Raw genomic sequence first — 12,580 nt, 5'->3', positions numbered from 1 at the left:
GGTCAAGGCGTCGTACGCGGAACGATGGTGTACGTGATCTTCGACGGATGCGCCGCGTCGTGGTGAACCGCGTTATGCGCGATCACACCCTTGGCCTCGTCATAGTTGTTACCCCCGGTATTGAGGTTGCGATCGAAGCGCGGGAAGTTGCTGCTGGAGATCGCCACGCGCAGCTTGTGCCCCGGATAGAAGAACATGCTCGTATCGATCGGCTGGAAGGTGACCTTGTAGACTTCACCATCCTTCATCCACACCGGCGGTTTGTCGTAGCCCTCGCGGTAACGCATGCGCTGGATGTTCTCGGTGATGTTGAATGCCTTGCCGTCCGGACGGACATCCATGACCTTGAACGTGAAGTCCGTGTCCTTCGCATCGGAGGAGACGTACAGCGTGACCGTGATGGGTCCGCTGACTTCGGTGCCTTCCTTGAAGGGTTCGGAGTCGTAGACCAGGATATCGTTACGAGCCAGCTGCGGGTTCTGGTCGAACGAACCGAACTTCACCGCATTGCCCTGGCAGCACCCGCCACCGCCCAGCGTGGTGACCGGATTGGCCGGATCGTAGACGAAGCTATCGGGCTGGTCGGTGCCGCCCGCGGTGTCGACGAGCTTGCCGTCGCCATACAGCGTGTTGGCCTTGCCGCCGCTGGTGAAAAACAGGTCGCGCGTGACGGCACCGGCCGGCGGCCAGGTTTGCGAGTTGCGCCACTTGTTCTCGCCCATCACGTAGTACATGACCTTGGGTTGCTTATCGACGACGGGGCTGTCCACGCCTTTGAGGAACTTGTCGAACCAGCCGAACACCAGGCCTTCGTAGTCGAAGCGGGCATCGCCGACATCGAGATCGCCGATCATGGTGTGTTCGGTGGCACGCGTATAGGCGCAGTGCAGGACCGGCGCGATGATGGCGTACTGTTCGTCGGCGACATTCTTGGGCGCCGTGGCGCGCACCTGATTGAAGGCGGCCAGATTCGGTGAGACGGACACGTCGAACCAGCTCATGAACCACAGGCCCGGCTTGTTGATCTTCATATCGTCATGCCACAAACCGCCCTTGCGCCAGGCGGGGCTGTTCGGCGTGCGCGCGATCATGTTGCCGCCCGTCGGCACGTCCATGGCGTCGGCGAAAATGCCCTTGGGGCCATCGACGGCCTTGAGGATCTCGTTCTCCGGCAGGTGCCAGAACGCCTGGTCCCAGTCGACCGGGGGCATCTGCGGATCCAGGTCGAAGGCCTTGGAGGCGCGGATCAGGTCAGCCTGCGACGTATTGGCCGGGAACATGGGGCGAACCTGGTTCTGCTCGCCGTAGATCCAGGCCTGGAACAGCATCTGCACGGCACCGCCGCGGTACCAGTTGCCCTGTTCGTAATACGGACCGACCTTGCCGACACCGGCGCCGAAGCCCTGCACGTTGAACGTGGCGAGCGCCGGCTCGTTCTGCGCGACCACGGCCATCTGCCATTCGGCGGTCGATGAACAACCGGTCGTGCCGACCTTGCCGTTGGACCAGGGCTGCGTGGACATCCAGCGCACGGCATCCACGCCGTCGCTCAGGGGTGCACCGAGGATGTCGTAGTTGCCTTCGGAGAAGTAGTGGCCGCGCTCGTTCATTTCGACCAGGGCGTAGCCACGCTTCACGGCCTCGAGTTCGTGGGTCATGTCGCGCGGGGCGCCATTCTTCACGTCCCAGAAATTGAAGTTGTACGGGGTACGAACAAAGATCGTCGGTACCTTGCCGCTGGAATTCTTGGGTCGATAGATGTCCGCGGCCATGCGCTTGCCATCACGCATTTTCACCATCACCTTGCGATCGACGACGGCGATATCCTCGAGTTGTTTTTCGAGATCGATGCGTTTGGCGATGAGTGCTTTCTGTTCAGGCGTCTGGACGGCCTGGGCCGCGACGGGCTCGGCAAGCAGGGCGAGACAGAAGGAGGCGACGCCGACCGACAACGCGGTCCTGACGTGAGAGAGGGCAGGGCGCGACGGTCGCATGCTGAAGCCTTAGTGTCGGGACGATCACCCGAGTCTGGCAAATTGTCCTAAGCAGGTAAATCCGTGACTTCTGGCATGGACAGGCCGTTGTGGGAGCCGATCCATCGGCGATGGGTGCTGGCGATTACGCCTCCGGCACCGAAATCCCATGCTTCATCAAAATCGACGACACCTCCGAGCTTACCCAGTCGAAATGTTCGGGTCCGGCGGCTTCGAGAACGAGGCTCGACTGCGTCGCGAAGGTCGGCCAGAACGCATCCGGGTCGGGATTCTCGTGCAAACCGGCCTGCACCTCGGTGGCGAGGCGGTCGAGCATGCTTTGAAGATCGTCACGATGTGTCATGACCCCAAGGCTACGCCCGAGGTGTGTACGCAAGTCGTGTACGTTCTTGCTTGACCTCAACTTTGGTTGAGGTTGTCCAATGGCTTTCCCCACCGACGCAGCACATCCGATGCGCATCCCCCGACTGACCCTGCCGTCCACCGACGTGGACGCCTGCCTCGCGTTTTACCGCGATGTCCTCCAACTCCCGACGACCGGCGCGACGGTGCACGTCGGCTGGACCGACATCGACATCGGGCCCACCTCGACCGATCCGGGCGCCGTGCACCTCGCTTTCAATATTCCGTACGACCGGTTCGACGCGGCCTGTACCTGGTTACGCAAGCGCGCCTTGCTGCTGCGTGATCCCCTTGGCGAGGAGCGATTCCATGTCGGTGGCGTCTGGGATTCGGAGTCGGTGTACTTCGCCGGTCCGCACGATGCCGTGCTCGAGCTCATCGCACGTCGGCCACTCGCCCGGGAGGGCAACGTGAGCGGCGACTTTCGAAGCAGCGAGATCGCCTGCGTGAGTGAAGTCGGACTGCCGACCGACGATGTTCCGGCGCTGGTTCGTCAGCTTGTGGTGCGCACGGGGCTTACGCCATTCGGCGATCTCTCCGAAGGTTTCGCTCCCATGGGCGATCACGAGGGGCTGCTCATCGTCGTCGACCGGGACCGCCCGTGGTTTCCGGAGCAGCGACGCCTTCCAGGCGCGCGCGGGATTGAGATCACCATGGAGGGCGTTCTGCCGGACGCTGTCCTGGTCGACGAGGAGGGGTGGCRTTTAATCTCGGTGGTAGCCACTTCGGCGCCGTCAAAAGGGCGCCGCGGCGCATCCACGCCTGCCTGGTGACTGTCGCGAAGTGGCCGGGATCAGCCTGGATGACGTCGTGGTCGCCGTCGACGTGCCGGAGCGTGCGCTTCGTCGACATCTGTCACATTCTTCGGGGCGCAGGCTACGCTCTGGCCCATCACTGGGAGAGACTTCATGCGCCTCGGCTACACCCTCATCTACGTTCCCGATGTCACCGCGACCGTCGCTTTTTATGAATCGGCGTTCGGCCTGCGGCGACGCTTCGTCCACGAGAGTGGCCTGTATGCCGAGATGGAGACGGGAGAGACGGCGCTCAGCTTCGCTGGCGAGACCATGGCGCAGATGAACGGTCTCGCTATCCGTCCGAACAGTCTGCGAGACCTGCCTGCCGGGATCGAGATATGCCTGGTCACGGATTCGCCGGAGGATGCCTATGAGCAAGCCCTCGGCGCGGGAGCGCTCGCTGTGAAGTCGGTGGAAGCCAAACCATGGGGCCAGCAGGTAGGCTATGTCCGTGACCTCAATGGCTGCCTCGTGGAAATCTGCTCACCGGTCCATCCCTGATGCATAGCGCCGACCGCGATGTCGACTTCATCGTCATCGGCTCCGGCTTCGGCGGGAGCGTGTCGGCGTTACGACTGGCTGAAAAGGGGTACCGCGTCGCGGTGATCGAGCAGGGCAGGCGGTGGACGCCCGAGACCCTGCCGACGACCAACTGGCGATTGTCGCGATGGTTGTGGGCTCCGTCGCTAGGCATGCACGGCTTCTTCGGGATGCGCTTCTTCCGCCACGTGATCGTGCTCCACGGCAACGCGGTCGGCGGCGGTTCCATTACCTACGCACAGACCCTGCTTGAACCGCCGCCGCGTGTCTGGCGCGAGGGTTCATGGGCGGGTCTGGAAGATTGGGAACGCATTATGCCGGCGCACTACGCGACCGCGCGGCGGATGCTGGGTGTGACGACCAACGAACGACTCGCAGCGGCGGATTTCCGGCTGCGCGATATGGCACAGTCCGTTGGCGTCGGGGATAGCTTCTATGCGACGGACGTTGGCGTCTTCTTTGGCGAGGAGGGTGACGCACCGGGTAAGACCTATGCGGATCCGTACTTCGGCGGCGAAGGTCCCGATCGCCATGCCTGCACCGGTTGCGGCGGATGCATGGTCGGCTGCCGGTACGGCGCCAAGAACACGCTGGACCTGAATTATCTCTACCTTGCCGAGAAACGCGGCGCGACTGTGATCGAGCAGACGCGAGTGGTCGACGTGCGCCCGATCGGCGACGCATCGGATGGTTCCGGTGGCTACGTCGTCGCGACGCGCAAGGGCGGGGTCTCGGCCCGCCTGCGCTGTAAAGGGGTGGTCTTCGCCGCCTCCTCGCTCGGTACGCAGGACCTGCTGTTCCGGCTACGCGAGAATGGGGCGCTACCGGCGATATCGCCGGCACTCGGGCATGGCGTACGCACCAATGCCGAGTCGCTCATCGGCATTCGCTTTCCTGGTTCCACGGACGATCTCTCTCGCGGCGTCGCCATCGGGTCGGGTATCTACATCGACGCGCATACGCATATCGAGGCCACGCGCTACCCGGCGGGCTCGGACGTGATGGGCCTGCTGACGACCGTCATGGCAAAGGGGCGCCACCGTCGGACAAGCTGGTTGTTAACGGTTCTGTCCATGCTTCTGACGCGACCGCGCGCCTTGTTCCGGCTGGTGCGTACGAAGAACTGGGCTCGCGAGTCGATGATCCTGCTGTGCATGCAGACGCTCGACGGCCAGCTCACCATGCGACTCGGACGCCGTTGGTTCTGGCCGTTTGCCCGTCGTCTGGTGACCGAGGGACCGAAAATCCCGACCTTCATTCCCTCCGCGAACGCCTTTGCCATGAAGGCGGCGCAGGCAACCGGCGGGGTAGCGATGACCTCACTGTCAGAAATCTTCCTCGATATCCCGATGACGGCCCATTGCCTGGGCGGTGCCGTGATGGGCCGGGGTGCGGGTACGGGGGTGTGCGACAGCCGCGGCCGCATCCATGGCTACCGCAACCTCTATGTGTGCGACGGGTCCGTGCTCTCAGCCAACCTCGGCGTCAATCCGAGCCTCACCATCGCGGCCATCGCCGAGCACGTAATGAGTCACGTGCCCGAGTTGGCGCCGATCAGCGCGGCAGGAACGCRCGAAGTACGTCCGTAACCAGGCGGTGATCCTCCAGCGAGGGCATGCCGGATACGGTGATCGCGCCAATGACACCCAAGGCGCGCAGCCGTAGCGGGAAGCCGCCGCCATCGGAGGCATGCTCCGCCGGGGCAAGTCCGTAGCGTTCTTCGAGGGTCTGGCCAGCCTTCGCCAGCTTCATGCCGACGACAAGGGTGCTCGTACCGAGCGCGAGCACGGTGTTGCGCTTGCGGCGGATCCAGTTGCCGTTGGACGTGTCGGCGCCCGGTGTTGTCGTATAGAACAGCGGGCGGTCGCGCAGGGCGATCTCGATAGCCACGGCGCCCGAGCGCGCGAGCGCGCCTTCGCGCAACGCGTTTCCGATGGTCCAGGCGGTGTCCAGGCTGAAGCCGTCGAACTGCAGCGCGGCTTCTTCGCGGGCGAGTTCGTCTAAGGTCGGGTCAGTCATGCGTCTGGAATCTCCCATGGAAGTGCTGGGATTCTAGAACGCATGCGTCATTCTGCGGAATAAATGGTCGCCTGGCGGATCGCCAGTTTCCATTGGCCACTTTCGTCAGTCCAGATTTCGGTGGTCCGTCGATGAACGGTCTTGCCGGCAAAGCGCGCTTTGCCGACGGGCGTCAGCGTTTCCTCGCCCATCAGGATCACGTCATGGGCACCCCTGGTTGCGGCGTACTCGATCGATCGGTCCAGGGACGTGTAATCGATCATCCGCGTTCGCAGGTTGTTAACAGCGTCGGCTTTTCTCGCAATCATGTTGAAAGGATTATTGACGACAGCGTCGTCGGTGAAGGTGTTACCGAAAGCAGAGACGTCATGAGCCAGGATCGCTTTGTCCATGCGTGTGGTCGCATCGAGCACAGCGGCGATCCGTGGGTTCTTCACGGCTTCCGCAACTGCCGGATTCGCGGCGTGCCATGCGGCATGAACGGGAAGGGCGACGAAAACCAATAGCGCAATGGGTACAACGGCGAGTAAGCGCATCGATCGTCCTCCAGTGTTGGCAATCCTCTCCGGTTATACGCACCGACTTGATCGTTTCCTATCTGTCGATTGGCCAGTGCCATGACGCGAAGCGACAATAAAGTTCGACCCGCTGCAAGTTATATCTGCAGGTCACGGCGGACTTACTGTTGCGTGACACGAAAACGCAAACCGAGGTGACCTCATGAAAACATGTCTCATGGCCGGGGCGATGCTGCTGGCGGCCGTCACGGGCTCTGCTTTCGCCGCGGAAGGTGCCGCAGCCGACCACGGCGCCGCTCCGGTCAAACAGGAGATCAAGGTCCGGCAGATCTCGCCCGCGTACTGGCGGGTGACCTTGCACAATCCACCGTTCAACATCTTCGGGCCGGAAACGATTCCGCAGCTCAATGAAGTGATCACCGCGATCGAGAAGGATCCTGATCTTCGTGTGGTGGTGTTCGACAGCGATGTGCCGGGATTCTTCCTCACCCATTACGACTTCGTGCCAGCGCTGGAGAAGACCACCGGTCTTCCCCCCGGGCCGACCGGGTTGCCCCCGCTACCGGACATGCTCGTCCGCCTGAGCAAGGCGCCCGTGGTGTCGATCGTTTCGATTCGCGGGCGTGCCACGGGTGTGGGAAGTGAGCTGTCACTGGCCAGCGATATGCGCTTTGCCAGCCGCGAAAAGGCGATCCTGTCGCAATGGGAAGTCGGCGCCGCGCTGGTACCCGGTGGTGGCCCGATGGCGCGCTTACCGCGTCTGATGGGGCGTGGCCGTGCGCTGGAAGTCCTGCTCACCGGTGACGACATCAACGGCGATATTGCCGAGCGTTATGGCTACGTCAACCGTTCGCTACCCGATGCCGAGCTGGATGGCTTCGTGGACGCGTTGGCGCGCCGCATCGCCGGATTCGACAAGCAGGCTATCGCCGATATCAAGCAACTGGTCAACGGCCCTTCGCTGCCGCCCGACAACGAGATCGGTGCGGGCTGGGCAGCCTTCATCACCTCGGTACAGCGTCCGCAGGCGCAGGCGAAGATCGGCCAGTTGATGAAGGAGGGCCTGCAGAAGACGCCGGACGTGGAGACAAGGCTGGCCCACTACACCGGCGAGCTCGGAGCGACCGATCCGGGCAAGTAACGAACGTAGACAGGCATTATTGCGCGCAGCGGAACAGTCACTGCCTGCGGCCGGCCATTCAGCACGTTCCTCTTGATCCCCAACTTGGGTTCCATCGGCTCAACGGTGAGCCGTACCCATGAGGAGATCGACATGAGCAACGAACAGAAAGTCGCCATCATCACCGGCGGTTCGCAGGGTATCGGCGAAGGCCTCGTCAAGGCCTATCGCGCCAAGGGCTTCCGCGTCGTCGCGACGTCGCGTTCCATCGTCCAGGGTAGTGACCCGGACGTGCTTGCTGTCGCCGGCGACATCGGTGAGGCCGCCACGGCCGAGCGCGTCGTGCGTGAAGCGATGGCGAAGTTCGGTCGCATCGACACCCTGGTGAACAATGCGGGCATCTTCATCGCCAAGCCGTTCACCGAGTACACGACGGACGACTTCGCCGCGATGATCTCGACCAACCTGGCCGGTTTCTTCCACATCACCCAGCGTGCCATTGCGCAGATGGAAAAGCAGGGTAGCGGTCACGTCGTCAGCATCACCACGACGTTCGTGAACCAGGCTATCGCGGGCGTCCCGACGGCGCTCGCCAATTTGACCAAGGGTGGCCTCACCTCGGTGACCAAAGAACTGGCCGTGGAATACGGCGAGAAAGGCATCCGCATCAACGCGGTGTCCCCTGGTTTCATCAAGACCCCGATCCATTCGCCGGAAACGTTCGCGACCCTCGCTGCCTTCAATCCGATGAAGCGCATCGGCGAGATCAGCGACATCACCGATGCGGTGCTGTACCTGGAAGGTGCCAGCTTCGCCACGGGTGAAGTGCTTTACGTCGACGGTGGCCAGAACGCCGGTCGCTGATCGCTCACCACGGGGCCGCGCGTCCGCGGAGCAACGCGAGCGCGCGGCCCTGCTCGCAACGAGACTATCGGGAACCCCCCATGCAAGCGCAAGACACCACCGTACTCAAACTCCAGGTCGTCGCCGATGTGATCTGCCCCTGGTGCTTCATTGGCAAGCGCAGCCTGGACAAGGCCATCGCGACACTTGCCGGGCAGGGCATCGACGTCGAGCTGGAATGGATCCCGTTCGAACTCAATCCGACCCTGCCGCCGGACGGCATGGATCGGCGTGCCTTCCGCAGCGCCCGTTTCGGAAGCTGGGAGAATGCACTGGCCATGGACGCGCGCGCGGTCGCGGCCGGCCGTCCGCTTGGCGCTGTCTTCAACTACGACAAGCAGACGCGCACCTCGCATACCCTGGCCGCGCACTCGTTGCTCCGACTCGCCTGGAAGGAGGGCGGTTCGTCCCTGCAGACACGCCTTGCCGATGCGATGTTCACCGCGTACTTCACCGAGGGCCAGGACCTTAGCGACCACGGTGTGCTCGAGACGCTCGCGACCGGTGCCGGYATGGCGCCGCAGGCAGTGGCACGCTCGACGCCCCTGCATGCCGAAGTACGTCAACGCGAGGCGGCCGTACAGCGGGCGGGGGTGACCAGCGTGCCCAACTACTTCATGGACGACAAGCCGTTCTTTTCAGGCTCGCAGGACCCGCAGGGCTACGTACGCCTGCTGACGGACGTTGCCGCCGCGCAGCGCTGAGGCCTCAACGGCCGCCCAGGGCCTCCGCCTCGGCCATCAGGCGTGCGAACTCCGTGCGTAACAGCGGTACCGCGAAGTCGACGAAGCTGCGGACCTTCGGGACGGCCAGACGCCCGTTAGGCGTGATGAGGTGCACGGGTAATCCGGCCGACTCGGCGTGACGCAGCACCAGGCGGAGGGAGCCATCCTGGACGCGGTCGGCCACGTGATAGGTGTACAGGCGCGTTACCCCATGGTTCGCCACAGCCGAGGCCATGGCGGCGCGCACGCTGTTCACGACGAGCCGTGGCTTGAAGCGGATCGAGCGAGGGACGGAGCTGCCCGGTGCGGGCGGAAACACCCAGGTGTCGTGGCCGAAGTGCGTGGTGGTGATGATGCGCTGCTGGAGAAGATCGCCAGGCTCATGGATGGGGGGGTGAGCATCGAGGTAGGTCGGCGACGCCACGACCACGCGTTTCACGTCGCCGCCGACCCGGGTGGCGACCATCGATGAATCCTGCAGCTCGCCCACGCGCATGGCGATGTCGATGCCTTCGTCGACGAGATTGGCGTGGCGATCGAGCAGCCTGAAGTCGATCGATACGTCCGGATAGGCTTCGAGATAGGCGTCCACCACGGGGCGGAGGATGTCCTCGCCGCTGACCGGCGGCGCGGTGATGGTAAGCGTGCCACGCGGCGACGCCCGCTCGCCCGCCACGCTGAGGTCGGCCTCATCCAGTTCGGCCAGGACGCGACGGCAGGCGGCGGCATAGCGTTCGCCGGCTTCACTTAGCCGGATCGACCGGGTGGTGCGATGAAGCAGCTCGGCACCGACGTGATGTTCGAGGAAGGCGATGGCCCGGCTCACCGCCGCCGGCGATCGCGAAAGTCGCCGGCCGGCACCCGCAAGGCTGCCCTCGTCCAGCGCTGCAACGAACACCTTCATAGCTTCGATACGGTCCATCCGCAAAGGATAGTCCTCCTCGTCTATGCTTGGGATGCTGCGGGCTGTCCCGCTTTCGCAGGGGTCATCATGTCGTCGACAGAAACGTTCAAGTTCGTGCTTTTGCTTCTGGTCGCGATCCTTGCGCTCGAGCTGATCGCACGGCGTTTTCGGCTGCCTTCGGCGGCAGCGCTCCTGGCGGGTGGGATCGGTATCGCGTTCCTTCCCGGTATCCCGCCAGTGACCTTCGACCCGGAGTTGGTGTTGATCGTCTTCCTGCCGCCGCTGCTTCAGGACGGGGCGTATTACACGGTCTGGTCGGACTTCCGTAAGTACCTGGGTGGCATCCTCTGGCTTGCCATCGGTGCCGTCGTTTTCACGACGCTTGCCGTGGGTGCCACCGTGCACTGGGTCGTGCCTTCACTGCCCTGGGCGGCCTGTTTCGCACTGGGTGCCGTCGTGTCGCCGCCGGACGCCGTGGCCGCGAAAGCCGTGCTCGGCAAAGTGCGCCTGCCGCGGCGGCTCATGGTCCTGCTCGAGGGTGAGAGCCTGCTCAACGATGCGACGGGGCTCGTGCTGTTTCGGTTCGCCGTCGCCGCTGCGCTGACCGGCGCCTTCAGTGCACAACAGGCCGCGCTCAGTTTCGTGGGCCTGGCGGCGGGCGGCGTGGTCGTCGGTGCCGTGGTGGGCTTTATCGCGGTCCAGGTCGTCCGTCGCATCACGCATGTCTACCTGGCGATCACCGCCGCGTGCCTGTCGCCCTGGGCGGCGTATATCGGTGGTGAAAGCCTGCATGTTTCCGGCGTGCTGTCGGTGGTGACGACCGGCATCCTGCTGGGCTGGTACCAGCACGACATCTTTTCGGCCAACGTACGCATGCGCGCCACGGCGTTCTGGGCCGTGATGATCTTCCTGCTTGAAGCCCTGGTGTTCATTCTCATCGGCTTTTCGCTGCGCGGCGTGGTCGAGCGCCTCGGCGGCATCGGCAGCGCGCTGGACGCTCTCGGCGCACCGATCCTGGCCGTCCTCGCCGCCGTGATTCTTTCTCGCTTCTTATGGGTTTACGCCACCGATTACCTGCGCCGGCCGCTGGCGCGTCTCGTCGGCAAGAAGGTTGCCCCGGCATCACCGTCGGCCTCGTTCCTGCTCARCTGGGCCGGCATGCGTGGCGTGGTGACACTGGCTATCGCGCTGTCCTTGCCCGAACAGATGCCCGGGCGCGACCTGACGCTCGCCGCCGCCTTCGCGGTCATCCTGGTGACGGTGGTGGTGCAGGGCGGCACGATCGCCCCGGTTATTCGCTGGCTGAAACTCGATAGCGCCGTGCATGTCGACACCGTGCACCTCAATGAGGGTCAGGCAAACAGGCTGATCGACCTCGCGCAACTGGAGGCGGTCAAGGCGCATGCGTACGACAGCGAAGGGCACCTTGTCCATCCTCGTCTGCTCGAGCAGTACACGTATCGCGTGACGGTGGCCGAACGCTATGCCGTTGCCCCGCAGGATTTCACCGGCGGACGCGAAGCTCACTACGACGTGATCCTCGCCGCGCTCGCGGCGGGCCGCGTGGAACTGCTCCGGTTACACCGCTCGGGGCAGATCCACGACGAACTCCTGCACTACTTCGAACGCGACCTCGACATGCAGGAGATCTCTGCCGAGAACGACCGGCAGAGCCCCTGATCGCGTCGCTTACGCGGTAGTGGTCATTGCGGAATCCACGGCCGCACTGTCTGGAATCCCGCCGGGCTACTGCCTGGCGAAGGGAGGGCCCAACTGATGGCGAAGCGCGGATGTTTCCGCGGTCTCTCCTTCCCACTACCGGCCGACTTCCATGACCCGCAAACTCCTTGAACCGATCTCCCTTGGCGCTATCCGACTCGACCACCGCGTGGTCATGGCGCCCCTGACCCGCATGCGCTCCGAGCAGCCGGGCGACAACCCGGGCGACCTGATGGTCGAGTACTACCGCCAGCGTGCTTCCTGGGGCGGCTATATCGTGTCGGAGGCGACCGTGGTCGCGCCGAACGGCGGCGGCTACCTCGGCTCGCCTGGCATCTATGCCGACGAGCAGATCCCGGGATGGAAGCGCGTCACCGACGCCGTGCACGCCAAGGGTGGCTTGATCTTCCTTCAGCTGTTCCACGCGGGCCGCCAGTCGCACTCCGACATGCAGCCGGATGGCGGTGCGCCCGTCGCTCCGTCCGAAGTAGCCTATGAAGGCGTCGCCTATACCGCCAATGGCTGGGTACCGAGCTCGCCGCATCGTGCGCTGAGCGAAGCCGAGGTGGTCGATATGGTGGAGCAGTTCCGCCTCGCCGCTGTCCGTGGCAAAGAGGCTGGCTTCGACGGTGTCGAGATTCACGGCGCGAACGGCTACCTGATCGACCAGTTCCTGCAGGACGGTTCGAACAAGCGCACGGACAGCTACGGTGGCAGCATCGAAAAGCGCGCCCGCTTCCTGCTCGACATCACGAAGGCCGCTATCTCGGTCTGGGGCAGTGACCGCGTCGCGGTGCGCCTGGGGCCGAGTGGCAGCTTCGGCGCCATGAAGGATTCGAACCCGGAAGCGCTGTTCACGTACGTCGCCGCCGAGCTCGACAAGCTCAACCTGGCCTATCTGCACMTTATCGAGCCGCGCGTGCTCGGCAATGCGGAAGA

The 12,580-nt window shown here is 64.0% G+C and carries 13 protein-coding genes; 8 read left to right on the top strand and 5 right to left on the bottom strand.

Annotated features, from left to right (window positions below):
• Positions 1-2: 2 nt before the first annotated feature.
• Both AC1DSN_RS10975 and AC1DSN_RS10970 read right to left on the bottom strand, forming a co-directional pair.
• Positions 3-1,994, bottom strand: a complete 1,992-nt coding sequence (locus AC1DSN_RS10975) for a CocE/NonD family hydrolase (RefSeq protein ID WP_477298414.1) — start codon at positions 1,992-1,994, stop codon at positions 3-5.
• A gap of 124 nt (positions 1,995-2,118) precedes the next feature.
• Entirely contained in the window at positions 2,119-2,310 is a 192-nt protein-coding gene (locus tag AC1DSN_RS10970) for a hypothetical protein (RefSeq protein ID WP_157503969.1), read from the bottom strand.
• Positions 2,311-2,416: 106 nt separating this feature from the next.
• On the opposite strand from AC1DSN_RS10970, the gene AC1DSN_RS10965 reads away from it, so the two are divergent.
• The 3 genes from AC1DSN_RS10965 to AC1DSN_RS10955 all read left to right on the top strand — a co-directional run bounded on the left by AC1DSN_RS10965 (position 2,417) and on the right by AC1DSN_RS10955 (position 5,322).
• A complete protein-coding gene (locus AC1DSN_RS10965; RefSeq protein ID WP_477330682.1) occupies positions 2,417-3,169 on the top strand; it encodes a VOC family protein in 753 nt (250 codons plus the stop codon).
• A 135-nt stretch (positions 3,170-3,304) separates the two neighbouring features.
• Entirely contained in the window at positions 3,305-3,694 is a 390-nt protein-coding gene (locus AC1DSN_RS10960) for a VOC family protein (protein WP_477298318.1), read from the top strand.
• On the top strand, positions 3,694-5,322 hold the full coding sequence (locus AC1DSN_RS10955; protein WP_477330680.1) for a GMC oxidoreductase: 1,629 nt from the start codon (positions 3,694-3,696) through the stop codon (positions 5,320-5,322). Before AC1DSN_RS10960 ends, AC1DSN_RS10955 begins: the two co-directional genes overlap by 1 nt.
• On the opposite strand, the gene AC1DSN_RS10950 is transcribed toward AC1DSN_RS10955, so the two are convergent.
• A complete protein-coding gene (locus AC1DSN_RS10950) occupies positions 5,288-5,752 on the bottom strand; it encodes a heme-degrading domain-containing protein (protein ID WP_213948234.1) in 465 nt (154 codons plus the stop codon). The genes AC1DSN_RS10955 and AC1DSN_RS10950 overlap by 35 nt on opposite strands.
• A gap of 47 nt (positions 5,753-5,799) precedes the next feature.
• Positions 5,800-6,288, bottom strand: a complete 489-nt coding sequence (locus tag AC1DSN_RS10945; RefSeq protein ID WP_213948233.1) for a nuclear transport factor 2 family protein — start codon at positions 6,286-6,288, stop codon at positions 5,800-5,802.
• Positions 6,289-6,472: 184 nt separating this feature from the next.
• Between AC1DSN_RS10945 and AC1DSN_RS10940 the strand changes: the two genes are divergently transcribed.
• The 3 genes from AC1DSN_RS10940 (at position 6,473) to AC1DSN_RS10930 (ending at position 8,997) form a co-directional block, all read left to right on the top strand.
• Positions 6,473-7,411, top strand: a complete 939-nt coding sequence (locus AC1DSN_RS10940; RefSeq protein ID WP_477330678.1) for an enoyl-CoA hydratase/isomerase family protein — start codon at positions 6,473-6,475, stop codon at positions 7,409-7,411.
• Positions 7,412-7,543: 132 nt separating this feature from the next.
• Positions 7,544-8,254 (top strand): SDR family NAD(P)-dependent oxidoreductase, encoded by a 711-nt coding sequence (locus AC1DSN_RS10935; RefSeq protein WP_477296221.1) that lies wholly within the window; start codon positions 7,544-7,546, stop codon positions 8,252-8,254.
• An 80-nt stretch (positions 8,255-8,334) separates the two neighbouring features.
• Complete coding sequence (locus AC1DSN_RS10930; protein WP_477330676.1) at positions 8,335-8,997, top strand: DsbA family oxidoreductase; 663 nt, start codon at positions 8,335-8,337, stop codon at positions 8,995-8,997.
• A gap of 4 nt (positions 8,998-9,001) precedes the next feature.
• Here AC1DSN_RS10930 and AC1DSN_RS10925 read toward each other — a convergent pair whose 3' ends face one another.
• On the bottom strand, positions 9,002-9,940 hold the full coding sequence (locus tag AC1DSN_RS10925) for a LysR family transcriptional regulator (protein WP_477296219.1): 939 nt from the start codon (positions 9,938-9,940) through the stop codon (positions 9,002-9,004).
• 69 nt (positions 9,941-10,009) lie between these two features.
• On the opposite strand from AC1DSN_RS10925, the gene AC1DSN_RS10920 reads away from it, so the two are divergent.
• Complete coding sequence (locus AC1DSN_RS10920) at positions 10,010-11,602, top strand: Na+/H+ antiporter (protein ID WP_477330674.1); 1,593 nt, start codon at positions 10,010-10,012, stop codon at positions 11,600-11,602.
• Between the two features lie 151 nt (positions 11,603-11,753).
• Positions 11,754-12,580, top strand: an 827-nt coding sequence (locus tag AC1DSN_RS10915) for an alkene reductase (protein ID WP_477330672.1), incomplete at its 3' end; no start/stop codon positions are given.

The organism is Luteibacter sp. P4_D7_3 (genome assembly GCF_056401735.1).
This window is presented reverse-complemented; position numbering and strand designations above follow the sequence as displayed.